General features: G+C 62.0%; 19 protein-coding genes. All 19 read left to right on the top strand.

Annotated features, from left to right (window positions below):
• Positions 1–248: 248 nt before the first annotated feature.
• The 19 genes from CRT60_RS00255 to CRT60_RS00340 all read left to right on the top strand — a co-directional run bounded on the left by CRT60_RS00255 (position 249) and on the right by CRT60_RS00340 (position 16565).
• Positions 249–776, top strand: coding sequence for a terminase small subunit (locus CRT60_RS00255; protein WP_098734460.1), 528 nt, complete (start codon positions 249–251; stop codon positions 774–776).
• Positions 777–1240: 464 nt separating this feature from the next.
• The gene (locus CRT60_RS00265; protein ID WP_098734462.1) at positions 1241–2683 is read left to right on the top strand and encodes a terminase large subunit domain-containing protein; all 1443 of its coding nucleotides are present in this window, start codon (positions 1241–1243) and stop codon (positions 2681–2683) included.
• Positions 2684–2780: 97 nt separating this feature from the next.
• On the top strand, positions 2781–4943 hold the full coding sequence (locus CRT60_RS00270) for a portal protein (protein WP_143272923.1): 2163 nt from the start codon (positions 2781–2783) through the stop codon (positions 4941–4943).
• A gap of 17 nt (positions 4944–4960) precedes the next feature.
• Positions 4961–5938, top strand: a complete 978-nt coding sequence (locus CRT60_RS36020) for a hypothetical protein (protein WP_161957927.1) — start codon at positions 4961–4963, stop codon at positions 5936–5938.
• The gene (locus CRT60_RS00275) at positions 5935–6183 is read left to right on the top strand and encodes a hypothetical protein (protein WP_143272925.1); all 249 of its coding nucleotides are present in this window, start codon (positions 5935–5937) and stop codon (positions 6181–6183) included. The genes CRT60_RS36020 and CRT60_RS00275 overlap by 4 nt, the downstream gene beginning before the upstream one ends.
• Positions 6184–6259: 76 nt before the next feature.
• Entirely contained in the window at positions 6260–7237 is a 978-nt protein-coding gene (locus CRT60_RS00280) for a hypothetical protein (protein ID WP_098734465.1), read from the top strand.
• A gap of 5 nt (positions 7238–7242) precedes the next feature.
• On the top strand, positions 7243–8202 hold the full coding sequence (locus tag CRT60_RS00285) for a DUF5309 domain-containing protein (protein ID WP_098734466.1): 960 nt from the start codon (positions 7243–7245) through the stop codon (positions 8200–8202).
• 58 nt (positions 8203–8260) lie between these two features.
• Positions 8261–8485: a hypothetical protein gene (locus tag CRT60_RS00290; RefSeq protein WP_098734467.1), complete on the top strand. Its 225-nt coding sequence runs from the start codon at positions 8261–8263 to the stop codon at positions 8483–8485.
• A 170-nt stretch (positions 8486–8655) separates the two neighbouring features.
• Complete coding sequence (locus CRT60_RS37425) at positions 8656–8784, top strand: hypothetical protein (protein WP_280177177.1); 129 nt, start codon at positions 8656–8658, stop codon at positions 8782–8784.
• Between the two features lies 1 nt (position 8785).
• Positions 8786–9403, top strand: a complete 618-nt coding sequence (locus CRT60_RS00295) for a phage adaptor protein (protein WP_098734468.1) — start codon at positions 8786–8788, stop codon at positions 9401–9403.
• The gene (locus CRT60_RS00300) at positions 9397–9654 is read left to right on the top strand and encodes a hypothetical protein (RefSeq protein ID WP_143272927.1); all 258 of its coding nucleotides are present in this window, start codon (positions 9397–9399) and stop codon (positions 9652–9654) included. Before CRT60_RS00295 ends, CRT60_RS00300 begins: the two co-directional genes overlap by 7 nt.
• Before the next feature lie 7 nt (positions 9655–9661).
• Positions 9662–9958, top strand: coding sequence for a hypothetical protein (locus CRT60_RS00305; RefSeq protein WP_098734470.1), 297 nt, complete (start codon positions 9662–9664; stop codon positions 9956–9958).
• 89 nt (positions 9959–10047) lie between these two features.
• On the top strand, positions 10048–11202 hold the full coding sequence (locus CRT60_RS00310; RefSeq protein WP_143272929.1) for a phage head spike fiber domain-containing protein: 1155 nt from the start codon (positions 10048–10050) through the stop codon (positions 11200–11202).
• Positions 11199–11498 (top strand): hypothetical protein, encoded by a 300-nt coding sequence (locus tag CRT60_RS00315; RefSeq protein WP_098734472.1) that lies wholly within the window; start codon positions 11199–11201, stop codon positions 11496–11498. Before CRT60_RS00310 ends, CRT60_RS00315 begins: the two co-directional genes overlap by 4 nt.
• 23 nt (positions 11499–11521) lie before the next feature.
• Positions 11522–13303, top strand: a complete 1782-nt coding sequence (locus tag CRT60_RS00320; protein WP_098734473.1) for an SPRY domain-containing protein — start codon at positions 11522–11524, stop codon at positions 13301–13303.
• Between the two features lie 8 nt (positions 13304–13311).
• A complete protein-coding gene (locus CRT60_RS00325; protein WP_098734474.1) occupies positions 13312–13605 on the top strand; it encodes a hypothetical protein in 294 nt (97 codons plus the stop codon).
• A gap of 32 nt (positions 13606–13637) precedes the next feature.
• Positions 13638–15143 (top strand): hypothetical protein, encoded by a 1506-nt coding sequence (locus tag CRT60_RS00330; RefSeq protein WP_098734475.1) that lies wholly within the window; start codon positions 13638–13640, stop codon positions 15141–15143.
• The gene (locus CRT60_RS00335; protein WP_098734476.1) at positions 15140–15493 is read left to right on the top strand and encodes a hypothetical protein; all 354 of its coding nucleotides are present in this window, start codon (positions 15140–15142) and stop codon (positions 15491–15493) included. Before CRT60_RS00330 ends, CRT60_RS00335 begins: the two co-directional genes overlap by 4 nt.
• Positions 15494–15572: 79 nt before the next feature.
• Entirely contained in the window at positions 15573–16565 is a 993-nt protein-coding gene (locus tag CRT60_RS00340) for a hypothetical protein (protein ID WP_098734477.1), read from the top strand.
• The last annotated feature ends 53 nt before the right edge of the window (positions 16566–16618 follow it).

The raw sequence follows: 16618 nt of genomic DNA on the forward strand, positions 1-16618 counted from the left end.
GACGGCATCGAGGTCACCGACACCGCGTCACAGAACGCCGCCTGACCCGCCCGTCACCCAATTTCCCGCATAGCTCGGCGCATCGGAAGCCGACGTTCAGCGGATATGGGACGAGACGCAGGCCAAACTCAGGGCCAAGACAGACGGCGTGTAAGCCAGAGCGTTAGGGGCAGCACACAGCCAGTAAGCGCCTAACAGGTCACCAAGGCGCAGAGAGCGTACAGAGCTAGGATTTGCAGGGGGTAGAGATGGCGCGGCTGAAAAACGAGATGTGGGAGAAATTTGCTAATGCGATGGCCCGCGGCGTTAACCAGACGAACAGCGCGTTGGAGGCCGGATACAGCGACGTGTCAGCCCATGTGAGAGGCTGCGAACTCGCCAAGAAGCCGGACATCAGGGCTCGGATTGAAGAGCTTCAGAGGAAGGCAGAGAAGGCAACCGTTGCCGCTCTGGCCGTTGACCGTCAATGGGTTCTTCGGGAGTTGGTGGCGAACGCAGAGGCAGCAAGGACGGCCAAGAACCAGAACGCAGTGAACCGGGCACTGGAGCTTGTCGGCAAAGAGTTGGGCATGTTCGTTGATCGCAAGATGGACGTGAAGTCACCTCTCGACACGCTGAACGCGCCGCAACTTCAGGCGTTTATGGAGTTCCTGACGACGCTGACCGAGCCGTCTGGCATCACCATTCCGGCTCCGGAAGCCATGCAGGAAATGCAATCCCATCAGCCTGCGGTTGATCTTGTCCATTCCGAGACGGCGAACGCACAACCAGTTTAGCTAAGCCATTGATGCGAAACGAACTCGCATTTTCCATAATGGTGCTTACGAATTACTTGATTTCCGTGTGAAATGGTCAGGGGGAGAAGGGAAAAGACCCCCCCCCCGGCCCTAGGCCCCCGCCGGGGGCGGTCTGTCAAAGGCAGTACCCGCCCTCAGAATTTCCGGATTGGAGCCCCTAACCCCATGTCCTCCCCCTCCCTGCGTGCCGTCCTGGCCTTCACGGCCGACAACCTCCGTTGCGCCCTACAGAACGCGCCTGCATCCACCGTCTGCCTGACCGCTGATGACCTAGCGTCCATCTCTCACGGCAAGGCTGTGTCGCTGTCGATCCCCGATCCGCTGCACCTGGGATGCTCCATCCGTCTGTGCCTCGTCCCGCCGGCCGCGCCAAGCCTGCCGCCCTCTGTCCCGTACATGTTCGGCCCCGATGCCGCCCGCGCAATGGGCGGGGAGTAACCGCTATGGCCCGCCCCTCCAACTTCACCCCCAAGGCTTCCCTCCCCGCTGAGCTACAAGGCGCCATCACTCCGGAGGTTGCGGACGCCCTGAAGAAGGAGGCCGCCCGGCTGCTGAACGAGCGGACTTTGGACCTGTACCGCCCCTACACGAAACAGCTTGCCTTTCATACCGCGGGCAAGTCCTTCCGCGAGCGGTTGCTGATGGCCGGCAACCAGCTAGGCAAGACGTGGAGTGCCGGCGCTGAGTGCGCCATGCACCTGACGGGCGAGTATCCCGAGTGGTGGCCCGGTCGACGCTTTGACAAGCCCATTGCCATGTGGGCTGGCGGCGTGACAAGCGAAGCCGTCCGGGACACTGTGCAGCGGGTGCTCATGGGGCGCTTTGGGCAGTTCGGAACTGGCATGATCCCCAAGCGTGCCATTGTCGAGACCAGTTCAGCCCGCGGCATTGCGGAAGCCCTCGATACGGTGACGGTAAATCACAAGAGCGGCGGCCAATCGCTTCTTGGCTTCAAGTCATACGAGAAGGGCCGTGAGAAGTGGCAGGGCGAAACCCTTGATATCGTGTGGTTTGACGAAGAGCCTCCACTTGAGATTTATATGGAGGGATTGACGCGAACTAATGCGACCAATGGGTTTGCGATGATGACATTTACCCCTCTATTGGGAATGTCTGAAGTCGTCCAGCTTTTTTATCCAAATCCAACGTCGGCCGGGCGCCACATTACAAACATGACTATCTCCGACGCGGAGCACTACACGGAGGAGCGTCGTCAGGAGATTATCGCCAGTTACCCCATTCACGAACGAGATGCCCGCATCAAGGGCATTCCGATGTTGGGTAGCGGCCGGGTCTTCCCCTTGCCCGAGACGGCAATCACGGTTGAGCCGTTCGCCATTCCGCCGCACTGGCCGCAGATCGGCGGCCTGGACTTCGGGTGGGACCATCCCACGGCTGCCGTCAAACTCGCGTGGGACCGAGAGACGGACGTTGTCTATGTCATCGCCACGCACAGGCAGAGTGAGGCGACGCCCGCGGCCGTTGCTCAGACCCTCCGTCCGTGGGGTGACTGGCTCCCGTGGGCATGGCCGCATGACGGTCTTCAGCACGACAGGTCATCAGGGCAGACAGTGGCTGACCTGTACCGAAACGAACGCCTCCAGATGCTGGAGGAACGCGCGATGTTCGAAGATGGCGGCTCTGGCGTTGAGGCTGGCATCCTCGAAATGCTACAGCGTATGCAGGCGGGGCGTCTGAAAGTGTTCGCCCATCTCGGGGATTGGTTTGAAGAGTTTCGCGTGTACCATCGCAAGGATGGGAAAATCGTGAAGGTCGCAGATGACTTGATGTCTGCCACTCGATACGCGCTCATGTGCCTGCGCTTTGCTTCTACACCGCGCAAGTGGAACAAACCTCTGAGACGTAACTTGTCGGGCGTGGTATAACGCCGAACTCAGTAAGTAGATTTCCTGTCTCTTCTGTGATATTATGCCGTTGACTTCTACGAGCGTCGTGAGGCGCCCAACTCCCTTGAGGGACTGCATGTCGAAGCCCGAGCCTATGGACGATGACGAGTTCCGCGGCATTGTCGACGCGGCCATTCGTGATGCTGTCTCCTTCGTGGATGGCGAGATTTCGTCAGAGCGTACGAAGGCGCTGGAATACTACAACGGAAAGCCCTTCGGGGATGAAGAGGAAGGCCGATCAAAGGTAGTAATTACCGAAGTAAGCGATACAATCGAAAGCATGATGCCCTCACTGTTGCGAGTTTTCTGTGCGCCTGAGAGAACGGTTGAGTTTATTCCTCAAGGACCGGAAGACGTTGCTACTGCTGAGCAAGCGTCAGATTACTGCAATTATGTCTTCAATCGCGACAATGGCGGCTTCTCCATCCTCAACACTTGGATAAAAGACGGCCTTTTGTCTAAGACAGGCATCGTCAAATTCTGGTGGGACGAGACCGAAAAGGTTGAAACGTCGGATTACACCGGTCTGGACGATCAGACCCTCATGGCCCTGATGCTTGATGTGGACGGGGACGAAGCAACCGCCATCACCGCACACCGGTCATATCAGGAAGAAGCCCCCGAACAGCCCCCTTCCATGGAAGGGCAAGGGGTAGCCATGACCGCGGCTTCCGGACAGCCGCAGATGGTCACTCTCCATGACGTGACGGTTGAGCGGCGGACGAAGTGCGGCCGGATCAAGATCGTTCCGGTCCCGCCCGAAGAATTCCTGATCGACCGCAACGCCCGAGATGAGGAAAACGCTGTCTTGGTCTCCCACCGCCGGGAAATGCCGGTGGGTGAGTTGATCTCTATGGGGTTCACCTGGGATGACCTTGAGGGGCTCAGCACTGGCGGGCAGGCGACCGACCTACAGACCAACCAAGAGGTAGTCGCGCGCCGGACGGAAACGGACGTGAACCGCACGGCGTCGCTTGATCCCGCTCAGCGCCCGGTGATGGTGTACGAAACATGGATGAGGATCGACCGCGACGGGGACGGTATCCCCGAGTTGCGGCGCCTGATCGTTGCCGGCCCTGGCTGCAAAATCCTCCGTGACGAACCGACAGACCATGTCCCGTTCGCGTGCTGGTGCCCGGTTCCGATGCCTCACACGTTCTTCGGGCGAAGTGTCGCTGACCTGACGATGGACATCCAGCGCATGAAGTCAGTCATCATGCGGCAGACGCTCGATAACCTTGTCCTGGCGAACCATCCCCGCATGGCGGTGGTGGAAGGGCAAGTCAACATGGATGACGTGCTCAACGCTGAGATGGGCGCCATCTACCGCATGAAGACGGCCGGCGCAGTCCAGCCGCTGGCGGTTCCATTCACCGCGGCTCAGTCCTTCCCGGTGCTCGACTACCTAGACACGGTCAAGGAGAGCCGCACGGGACTATCCCGCGCCTCCATGGGGCTCAATCCGGACAGCCTCCAGTCGACCACCAAGGCCGCGGTTTCGGCGACCATCAGCGCCGCACAGGGCAAGGTGGAGATGTTGGCCCGCCTGTTTGCCGAACAGGGCCTGAAGAAGCTGTTCCGCGGCATGCTCCGCCTTATCTGCAAGCATCAGGACCGTGAGCGCATGATCCGATTGAGGAACCAGTGGGTTCCCATCGATCCGCGCCACTGGAATGCGGAAATGGACTGCATCGTCAACGTCGGGCTGGGCAATGGCCGGGAAGAGGAAAAGCTTCAGGCCCTGATGATGGTGAAGCAGACGCAGGAAGGCATTATCCAGCAATACGGCCCGTCCAACCCCATGGTCAGCCTGCCGCAGTACAAGGCTACCCTGTCCGCAATCCTAGAGATTGCCGGCTATCGGGACAGCGGGAAGTTCTTCCTTGACCCGCCAGCCAACATGCCGCAGCAGCCCCCCGCGCCTGACCCCAAGATCGTTGAGGCGCAGACCAAGGCGCAGATCGCCATGCAGCAAGCGCAGGCATCGGCGGCGCTGGAGCAACAGAAGGCGCAACAGTCGGTGGAACTGGAGCGCTCTCGCCTAGAAAATGAAATGGCGATGCAGCGCTATCGCGTCGATCAGGAAATGATGCTCAAGCGTGAGCAATTCCAAGCGGAGTTGAGACTTCGTCAGTCCCAAATGATCGCGGAAGCTCAACTTGCGCAACAGGAGCAGATGCTTGACGCGCACACGAAGACGAACATGCAGCCGGTCCAGATGGGCGGGGAGGTGGGATGATGAAGGGGCTCTTGAGCATGGACGCTCCCAAGGCCGCGAAGAAGCTTGCGGCGATGGGACAGGGTGACGATAGCGTCCTCCTTCACGTTCAGCCCGATCAGGTGCCGGCTATCGCCAAGGCATTGGGCCATCCTGGCACGGTCAACCCGAATACCGGGCTGCTGGGCTTTTGGGAGCGCGGCGGAGACAGCCCCGGCGGCGGCGGTGGGGCTGGAGATGGCGGCGGCGGTGAGTCTGAAGGCGGCGGCCCCGGCGGTGGGTTCGGTGGAGGTTGGAACCGTTCCAGCACGGGTCTTTCTGATGCCGATCTGTCGGCCCTCGGGCTTGGCGGCTATTCCTTCGGCGGTTTCGGCCGGTCAACGCAGGATTTCACGCCGAATTCGCTTGGGTTCGGCGTTTTCGGCATGACGCCCGGCACGGTAGCCAGCCCCGACGGCCTGTTGGCGGGCGCCTACACCCGAGAGGCGGCGCTTGGCTGGAGCCCGTCGAAGGCCGCGCTTGACGCCCTTGGGACGATTACGGGGCTTCCGGCCGGGTTGGTGGCAACGCTGGCCGGATACCGTCCTGATGATTTCCAAGTCGTCGGCTCTCTCGGCAATATGGGGTTCACCAATGGCACTTCCGCTGATGCTGGCGGAATGGCTGGAGCCGGCGCTTCAGGTGGAGGCCCCGGCGGCGGCGCTGGCGGCTACGGCGGTGCGGATCGCGGGGCAAATGCGATGTCGTTTGCGGCGAATGCTACCGCTCCAGCCGCTGCCGCTCCGGCTTCTCCAGGCCGCCAGTACCAAGCCTACACAGGCGATCCCTACACATACGGCCAAGGCGGGGAACACCGGTTCTTCACCAACAACAGCCTGTCGGCCTATCGCCCAACGGCAGCAGCTCCGGCCCCTACGGCTGCCCCGGCGGGCGCTGCAACGCAGGGTGTTACGCCGCAGCAGCTTCAGCAGCTGCTTGCCTTGCTGAGTTCTGGCGGCACGGGGTACGGGCGATGAGCGAAAATCCGACCGCACGCGCGGCACAGGCCAAACGTATCCTTGAAGACGACATGTTCAAGGAGATGGTTTCCTCAATCGAGGCCAAAGCAATGGAGCAATGGCGTAGCTCTGAGCCGCATCAAGTGGAAGAGAGAGAGGACGCCTATCGCATGCTTCGCGCTATCGGTAACTTGCGCGAGGAGTTCAAGCGCGTTGTTACAGACGGCGCATTTGCACGCCGCAGAGAAGAGCGTAAGACTTGACGTGTAATCGCGTTAGTGCGATACATAAACATGCTGAGCGTCGTGAGGCGCCCTAGCCCCTAGATGGAGTTTTTCCATGTCCGACACCCCGAATGGGACCGGATTTTCTGTTGATGATGCCGTCGCATCGCTTCTGACCGGCCCGGCCGACACTCAGGAAGCCAGCGAGGCGCAGTCATCCGCCCATGTGGATGGCAATTCCGCTCCGACTGAACAAGAAGCCCCCGCGGCGACTGAACAGGCGGGGCAGACGGCCCGCGAAGAGACGACCGAAGAGAGCGGCCAAGAGGAGCCCGCAAGCGTCGAGAAAGTCCGGTTTAAACTGCCGGATGGACGCGACGTGGAGGCCACCCTTGAGGAGCTGTCCAAGTCCTATCTGATGCAGTCCGATTACACGAAGAAGACCCAAGAGCTTGCCACCCAGCGGAAGACGCTGGAGCAGACCACGGAGACGCTTCGTGTTGAACGAGCCCGTGAACTCCAGATTTTGAACCTCGCACAGCAGATGCTGGCGCAGCAGGTGCCCCCGGAGCCCGATTACACGCTGGCGTCGACCGACCCCACGGCGTTCGTCCAGCAAAAGGCCGCCCATGAGGCGGCAGTGCAGCGGCTCCGGGCGCTGAACGCCCATCAACAGCGCGTTGCCGAACAGGTCCAGGCTGGACAGGTCCAGAGCCTGCAACAGCACCTGACCAAAGAGGCGGAAGCGCTGGTTGAGCGCATCCCTGAGTGGAAGAACCCGGAAACGGCCAAGACCGAAAAGACCAAGCTGATTGAGTTCGGCCGGTCTGTCGGCTTCACGGATGCGGAGTTGCAGTCGGTCTATGACAGCCGCGCCGTTTCCGTGATGCGGGACGCGATGCTCTATCGCGAACTGATGGCGAAGCGGCCGGCTATCGAGGCCAAGCCCGCCCCGGCTTCAAAGGTGCTTCAGCCGGGCACGGCCCGCACGGGGAATTCAAGATCGACGGAGGCGGCGCGGGCTCATGCGCGTCTCGCTCAGACCGGCAGCGTTGATGACGCTGCCGCGGCTCTCCTCGTCCGCAAGGGATAACGAACATGGCTGTTCCGACTAACACCTCTCAGACCTACAACGTCACCACGATCCGTGAAGACATCTCGGACGTGGTCGACAAGGTCTCTCCGACCGAAACCCCGTTCTATTCCATGCTCGGCAAGAGCGGAAAGGCGGAGAACACCTATCACGAATGGTCGGAAGTCTCCCTGGACACCGCCACCGACAGCAACGAAGTGGTCGAAGGCGACGACCCCGGCGTTGATGCGGCAAACAACGCGGTTCGTCTCGGCAATTACTGCCAGCTTTCCGACAAGCAGGTTCAGGTGTCGAGCACCAACAACGCCGTCAGCGGCGTGGGTGACGTTCAGACGCTGGCTCAGCAGGTTGTCCTCAAGGGGCAGGCGCTGAAGCTGGACATGGAAAAGCAGATGCTTTCCAACAAGGCCGCCTCTGCCGGCTCGTCCAGCACGGCCCGTCGCTCGGCATCCTTCATCAGCTTCATCCGCACCAACGCCAGCCGCGGTTCTGGCGGTGCCGCCCCGACGCTGTCCGGCACCACGGCCGGCTATCCGAACGCGGCCCCGACCGATGGGACGCAGCGCACCTTCACGGAAACGCTGCTGAAGGCTGTTCTCCAGTCGATTTGGAGCAACGGCGGCAATGCCAAGTTCGCCTTCATGGGCGCCACGCAGAAGCAGACGGCGTCCACCTTCACCGGCAACGCGACCCGGTTCAAGGAAGCGGAAGACAAGAAGCTGACCGCGGCCATCGATGTCTATGTGTCGGACTTCGGCGAAATCCAGTTTGTGCCGTCCCGTCTCATGCGTTCGCGTGACGTTATCTGCGTCGATCCGAACATGGCGGCCATCGACTTCCTCCAGCCGATGAAACAGGTCGACCTCGCCAAGACCGGCCACAGCGACAAGAAGCTGATCAGCGTCGAATACGTGCTGAAGGTCCGCAACGAAAAGGCACACGGTCACGTCGCTGACCTGTCGTGATGACGCCTAGGGCGCTCCACACGGGGCGCCCTTCTCCCTTCCATGGAGCAAGAAGTCGATGGCCGACAAGACCGTGAAAATCCGCTGCATCTCCGACCGCAAGCCCTGGACCGATACCAAGGAACTCGCCAAGGGCGAAGTGGTGGAGGTTTCCGCCGAAGTGGCAGCTCTGCTGATCGACAGGGAGTTCGCCCAAGTCGTCGCGGACGATCACAACGCGCGTCTCGCCCAAACCGGCAGCGTCGATGACGCCGCTGCGGCTCTCATCGTCAGCAAGGGATAACGATCATGGCTGGCGTCTCAACGCGGGTGCATACCGGAGCCGATGGGACGCTGACCTTTGAGCGCGTCCAAGACTGCGATCCGATCTTGGACGCGAACAAGGCGCTTTAGAACGACGGGGACGGCTACAGCCCCTCCCGCGAACTGCGGCGTGTCGCTTCCATCCCGAACGTGCTCATCGAAAAGTGGCTGAACGAAGAGGGTATCAACTTCTTCAACCCGGACCACTGGCCGGCAATCCGCCGCAAGCTGAACAGCAACGAATATCTCTGGCTGCGCACTGCGCCGGGGCGGGTGTGACATGGCGTTGAACACGGTCTCCGAACTTGACGCCACGGCTGCGGACTACCTGAACCGCTCCGACCTGACCCCGATCATCCCGACTTTCCGGGCGTTGGCAGAGGTGCGCCTAAACCGCGAACTGCGCACCCGGTTCCAAGAGACGCAGGTTACGCTGTCGACCGTGGCGGGCACCGCAACCGTGCCGCTGCCGGACGACTATCTTGAGGCCCGCGGCTTGGTCCGGCTGACCGCGTCCCCGGCCGACCTGTCATACCGGACCCCTGCCAGCCTGTCGACGCTCTACGGCGCTAACTCGGGGATGCCGGCGGCCTATACCGTCATCGGGTCCAACATCAAGTTCGGCCCGGTGCCGGATGCCGTCTATTCGGTGGAGCTGACCTATCTGGCGAAGGTGCCGCCGCTGAGCGACGCGAACCCGACGAATTGGGTTCTGACCAACAGCCCGGACCTGTACATCTATGCCACGCTGCTGGAGAGCGCGCCCTACCTCAAGGAAGATGCGCGCCTCACGGTGTGGGGACAGCTTTACGACGCCGCGCTTGGCCGCGTGCAGCAGCAGGACGAGCGCGCACGATGGCCGTCCTCCCCTCTCAGCATTCAGGTGACGAAATGGTGAGCGTCGAAGCCTCTGCGCCTGCATGGGCGCGACGCATGGGGGATGACTTCAACGCGGAGCTTGAGCGGCTGCGATCCCAGCGCCGCAATGCCCCGGTGCCGCTGCCGTCGTTCAGCAAGGCCGATCTGCCGGCGGCGGGCTCGTATCCCTGCTGCATGATCTTCGTCCCCAACGAAGCGGGTGGGGCAACCCCTGCCTTCAGCGACGGAACCAATTGGCGGCGCGTCGCTGACCGCATCATCGTGTCTTAAGGGAGGGATGATGTACCCGTTTATTCCCGTTGGCGGCTCTGTCGATCTGGCCGCGTCCACCTCATCCGCCCGCGTTGCCCTCCCCACTGGCGACCCTGGCTCGCTCCGCATCACCAACCCCGGCAGCGTGACTGTCTATGTCACCTTCGGCGCCTCCACCGTCACCGCGACCACTGCGGCCGGCATGGACCTTCCGCCCGGCACGGTGGAGTCCTTCCGCGTGCCAACCGGCGCCACCCACCTTGCCGCCATCACCGCCAGCGGGACGGCGACCATCCGCCTGACGCCGGGGCAGGGCCTGTGAGACGCCAGCGTGGGCGGAACCGCATCGGGGGGTATCCGGCCGCGCTGTCGCTGGACTTCCTGAATGCGCCGCAGAGTGCCGCAAGCGCGTTGACCTTCACGCGCGCCAGCACGGGGACGTATTTCGACGCGGCCGGTGTGTTGCAGACGGCGGCCATCGACGTTCCGCGCTTCGATTACGACCCGGCGACACTCCAGCCGCGGGGGCTGCTGATCGAGGAGCAGCGGACGAACCTGCTGACATACAGTCAGGCGTTCGACAACGCGGCATGGACGAAGGGGACCGCGTCGGTAACCGCAAATGCGGTAACGGCCCCGGACGGCACCGCATCGGCCGACAAGTTCGTTGCATCGTCAAGCTCCGCCACGTCTCATTACTTGGCGCAACAATTCGCATCGTCGCCTGCCGATAACACGACTTATACCGTCTCGGTATATGCAAAGTCTGCGGAAATCACGAAGCTGCTTATCCAAGTCAGGGACAAGGCAGCAGGCTACGGCACTCAGACATTTGACCTGTCCGCTGTGTCTGCAACTGCCGGCGGCGCTGTCTCTTCTACGGGAAGTATTACGCCCATCAGATCGGGGTGGTATCGCTGCTCTGTGACTTGGTCTGTCGGAGCGGGAGTGTCTCTCTCGACTTTTGCCGCCGAAATCTTCCTGCTTAATTCTTCGGGCGCCGTCTCATTTGCCGGAGACGGTGTGTCCGGCCTGTATCTCTGGCAGGCGCAGGCGGAGGCTGGAGCATTCGCCACATCGCCGATCCCCACAACAACCGCAGCCGCCACCCGTTCCGCCGATATCTGCACGATGCCGCTGGCGAGTGTGGCGGGGTGGAATGGGAGCGAGGGGACAATCGTGGTGGATGCGAGCAGTCAGCTAACCGCCTATCGGCCGATTATCCAGATCGACGACGGCTCAGCCAACAACCGCCTTTACCTCGACCTGAACAGCGGAACTGTCCGCGCTGTGTCTACTGCGAGCGGCGCCAACCAGTGCCTTATCTCCCTGTCGACTATCTCAGCCGATGTTCGCTTCAGCGTCGCGGCGGCCTACGCGCTCAACAACTGTGCGGCGAGCATGAACGGCGCTCCGGCTGTGGTAGACGTGACTGCGGCTATGCCAACCACAACCACGCTGCGGATTGGGTACGATAGCGCGAATTTTCTCAACGGCTATATCCGCCGCCTGCGCCTCTACGGCAGGCGCCAGCCCGACGCGGTGCTGCAAGGAATGACCGCATGACTGATTTGATGCTGCGCTTCGACACGGAAGCCGCTGCCGCCGCGGTGCTGCCGATGTTCCGGGAAGACGGCCAATGGCTGACCGCATCGCACTACCACGGCCTATGCGTCATCGGCCCCGTCGTTGCCACGCCGGCCATGCTGGACGCATCCGGGGCCATCGTGGTGCCCGCCGTCATGGATGAGCGGTGGCACGCCAACCTGCGCCTGCTCGACCACCCGGACGAGGCGGCCATCGTCGCGGCCTGCGAGCCCTATTCCGTCAACCCGCCACACCCCGCCGTGGTGTGGGCATGACAGCCGAATTGTGAGGTAACGCCATGCCGAGCACCCCCACTCCCCGTCTTCGCGCTGAACTCCAGGCCCTTGGGGAAAACCTCAATACCTGGGGGGATGGCCGGCTGAACGCTGCGCTTACCCGGCTGGAGGAAGCGATTGCAGACGTTGTTCCCATCGTCATCACCGGCACGGCCTATGTCCTGACCAGCACGAACTATGTTGCGGATGAAGCCCGCGGCGCCGCCCTGCTTATCACCGGCACGCTGACCGGCAACACGACCATCACGGCCCCGACCGTCGAGAAGCTTTACCTGATCGACAACCGGACGACACAGGGCAGCTACAGCCTGACGATCAAGACGGCTGCCGGCACGGGCTACGCCCTGCGCCCCGGCCCGCAAAAGGTGTTCTGCGACGGCACGGACTTCGCCCGTGGGGAGCCGCGCCTTGATCAGGCGCCCTTGCCTGCCGCCCCGGTTGACATCAATGGTCAGCGGCTGGTGAACCTTTCGGCTCCTGCAAACGCCAGCGATGCCGCAACCAAGAAGTACGTCGACGACACGGCCTTTGCTGCGGCTGGCGGCAACCTTCCGGGGCAAGCCGGGAATACCGGCCGACTGCTGACAACGGACGGCAGCGTTGCAGGCTGGGGGCCGCGCTCGGTTGAACTGTATGGCGACTACTGGGGCGGCACGGCCGGCGGCACGGTGTCGACGCTGACTGCCACGACGGGTATAAGCCTCTCCAGCCTGATCGCTGGGGTGGTTGTCGGGGTTAGGATGGGGGGAGCGGCCAATCCTGGCCCGGCCACGCTGAATGTGGACGGTCTTGGGGCCAAGGCGATCCAGCGCAACGGATCGGCGCTCGTCGGCGGCGAACTGGCGGCCAATTCGGACGTGTGGTTTCAATACGACGGCGCCAGCTGGCGCATTCTCGGCGGATCGGTCGTCACGCTGGGCGCGATCAGCCTGCCAGTTGCCGCCAAGTCAGGAGCCTATACCGTCACGACGAGCGATGGCGGCAAACTGTTCGCCTGCACCGGCACCTTCACGCTGACCATGCCAAGCGCCACGTCTGCTACCAACGGCTTTACGATTGCCGTGAGCAACGTCGGAAGCGGCACGATCACGCTGAGCCCGAACGGCTCTGACACGGTCGCCAACCGGTCTGTGCTGACCGTGGCGCCGTCGGCCGGCATCCTGTGCGTGTCCAATGGCTCCAACGGATGGGCAGTCATCGGCGCCACGCTTACCAGCGCCACGGCATTGGACCCGACCCAAAAGGGCGCTGACATCACGCTGAGCAACAACAATCTGACCGCAGCCAGCACTACCGGGACTTGGGCGTCCGTGCGGGCCACGGCGCCGATCATCCAGGGCAAGTGGTATTTCGAACTGCGGGCGGATAACACCACCACGCCTGCAACCGCATATATCGGACTGGTTGGCTCAACAGTCACGATGACCGCTGTTGGCCTCGCGCTTAATGGCGCAAATTGTTGGTCGCTGACGGATAGCGGCACGAAGTCAGACAACGGCACCAGTACATCCAGTTGGTCTGCGGCATGGGGCGCATCTGCCAAAGTGGTCGGCGTGCATATCGACGCCACCAACCTTGCAAGCATCAAGGTCTGGTACAGCATCGACGGCGTGTTGCTCAATGGCGGCGATCCTGCCACCGGGGCAAATCCTGCCCACACGATCACTGGGAGCCCGACGCTTTACCCGGCGATCTCGGCCATCAGCAGCAAGCAGCTGACGACGCGATTTGCACAATCGTCGTGGTCCGGCACGCCTGTGCCCGGCTACAACCAACTTCCGTGAGGTCGATCATGCAGCTGTTTCAAAAGTACCCAGCCGGTGTCGATTGGGCCACGCACCGCAAGGCCGCCACCTACACTGATACGGAAGACCCGGAAAATGACCGGATCGTGCGGGTGTGGAACGTGGAGCCGACCCCCTACAGCGACCTTCGCGCGGCGGCATACCCCGATGCTGGCGACCAGCTTGACGCCATCATGAAGGGCTTCCGCGCGCTGCTGAATGCCGGCATCTCCCTGCCGACCGACACCGTCGCCTGGGTGGAGGCGTGCGAGGCGGTGAAGGCCGCGCATCCCAAGCCCTAATCGCGACAAAACTCCAGCCCGACCGGTGACGCATGCTGTCCAAAATCCCTTTCCAACCCGGCATCATCAAGGACGACACGCCGCTGTCGTCAGAGGGCGCGTGGATCGATGCGGATAAGGTGCGCTTCGTCCGAGGTAAGGCGCAGGTTATCGGCGGTTGGGAGACCCTGACCACGACGCAGGTCGATGGCATCTGTCGCGGGCTCCGCACATGGGCAAGCAATGACGGAGCGCTAAACGTCGGTCTCGGCACCCACACGAAGCTCTATGCCTACCGCGGCGGCGGCCTATACGACATCACGCCAACGGGGCTTGCTGCCGGGAATGCAGATGGCACGGGTGGCGCAGGCTTTGGGACGGGCGCCTATGGCGTCGGCACCTACAGCAGCCCATCGAGCGTGACGTTCTACCCGCGCACATGGACGATGGACAATTGGGGGCAGAACCTCGTTTCCTGTCCCCACGGCGGCGGGCTTTACGAATGGGCGCTCAACACCTCCAGCCCGGCGGCGCTCATTACGAACGCCCCGGCATCGGCGCAGGGACTGTTTGTCACGCCGGAGCGCATCCTTGTGGCCTATGGCGCCCATGACGGCACGGCAGTTGATCCGCTTTTGCTGAAGTGGAGCGATCAGGAAAACAACACGGTCTGGACATCAAGCGCCACCACGCAGGCGGGAGATTATCGCCTGTCGGCCGGATCGCGGATCGTCCGTGGCGTTGCGACGCGCGGACAGAACCTCATATGGACCGACTCAGCCCTCTACAGCATGCGCTACCTTGGCGATGCGCAGTTGGTCTTCAGTTTCACGCTGCTGGGCTCCGGCTGCGGCCTGATCGGTCCCAACGCCATGGCAGAGAAGGACGGGGCCGCATTCTGGCTTTCGTCGTCCGGACAGTTCTACGTCTACAACGGCGGGGCTCCTACCGTCATTCCATGCCCTGTTCGGAATTGGGTCATGGAAAATCTATCGCACGTTCAAGCCGACAAGATTTATGCGTCGGCCAATGCGGCATTCAATGAAATATGGTGGTTCTATCCTGACGCTCGGGATGGGAACGAAGTCAGCAGATATGTAGCGTTCAACTACGCTGAAAATCACTGGACCGTCGGGACGTGGAATAGAACTGCATGGCATGACGCAGGCATTATGCCTTATCCTGTTTCTGTCGACAAAAACGGCGTGATTTACTACCAAGAGCGGCTACATTCTGCGAATGGCGGCGCTATCGTTGCTTCGCTGGAGAGCGCCCCTGTTGACGTTGCCGATGGCGATAATCTGATGTACGTGAGCCAGATCGTTCCGGACTTCGAAGATTTGCAGGGGGCGGTGAACATCACCCTGAAGTCACGGCTTTATCCATCGGGGGCGGAGAGCGTCACCGCAGCGCAATCTGTGACCCCCGCAACGACCAAACTCGATACCAGGGTAACGGCCCGTCAGGTCGCGTTGCAGCTAGACAGCGCGTCTGCCCCTTCGTTCTGGCGTCTGGGGGCTATGCGGCTAGACATCCAGCCGACAGGGTCGCGCCGATGATCGATTGGAGCGCCCCCAAGCTTCAAAAAGCCCTGGACTACGCCGGCAACACGCACACGGTCGATGACGTGCGGGCGGCGGTGGCGTCGGGCCACATGCAGGCTTGGCCGGGCAAGCGCTCTGTAATGATCACGGAAGTGGTCCAGTACCCACAAGTCAAAGCCGTGCGCGTGTTCGCTGGATATGGCGACCTGAAAGAGCTTATCCAGATGGAAGCGGCTGCGGAGGCTTGGGCCAATTCAATTGGATGCACTAGGTTGGAGGGTTTTGGCCGTAATGGTTGGGCTAGAACCTTGCGTGACAAGGGATACCAAGCGCGCGTCTTCTGCTGGAGAACTATCAAAAGCTAGCAAATACTTCTAGATTGTGCTAGTGTTCGCCTCAACCAGCGTCGGACGACGCCGGCCTTCCCAGCGATGGAGACGCCACATGTCCGGCGGCGGCGGCAGCACTCAAACCGTTCAGCAGTCGGTTCCTGCGTATTTGCAGAACCAACACCAACAGAACTTGAGCGACGCCAACGCCGTCACAGGCATGGAGTATCAGCCGTACACCGGCCCCCGCATTGCCGGCTGGACGGGTGACCAGACGAACGCCTTCAACATGCTGCGTGGCTCCATCGGCTCTTGGCAGCCGACCATGAACACAGCGACGGCTGCCGCCTCTGGCATCGCATCGGGTCAGCAGGCAGTACCGCAGGTTCAGGCGCCATCGCAGACCTTCAACGCACAAAGCTACCTGTCGGCAAACCCCGACGTTGCCGCATGGGCGAAGGGAGAGGCTGCCGCAACTGGCAAATCCCTTGATGAGCTTGCCAATCAGCACTGGAATACGTTCGGCATGGCGGAGAACCGCCAAGGCGCGACGATGGCCGCTCAAGCGCCGCAGATCGACCGGGGCGCAATCCGCAACGTCACCGCCGGCAAGTTCACCGATGCTGATCTGAGCGCCTACGAGAACCCCTATACACAGTCGGTCATCGACACGACGCTAAACACCCTAAGCCGGCAGAATGACATTCTCCGGAACCAGTCCAACGCCAGAGCGGCGGCGGCGGGGGCGTTCGGCGGCTCACGTCAGGCTGTGATGAATTCGGAAGGCGACCGGAACTATCTGGATCAGGTCGCCAGCACCACGGCGCAGCTCAACAATCAGAAATTCGCTCAAGCACAGGCCGCCATTTCCGCCGATCAGACCCGCGCGCTTCAGGCAGACGCCGCCAACCAGGGCATGGACTGGAATACGGCCAATACGAACGCTGGATACGATTGGAACGCGAGCGCCTTGAACGCCAATCAGGGCATGCAGGCGGCGCTTGCGAACCAGTCCGCGGGTTTGCAGGGCACCGGCCAGCAACTGACCGCGGCTCAGCTTCTGGCAGCCTTGGGCGGTCAGGGGCGAGCTATGCGGGAAATTGGGTGACGGGCGGGTCAGGCGGCGTTCTGTGACGCGGTGTCGGTGACCTCGATGCCGTC

The organism is Azospirillum palustre (assembly GCF_002573965.1).
GTDB lineage: Bacteria > Pseudomonadota > Alphaproteobacteria > Azospirillales > Azospirillaceae > Azospirillum > Azospirillum palustre.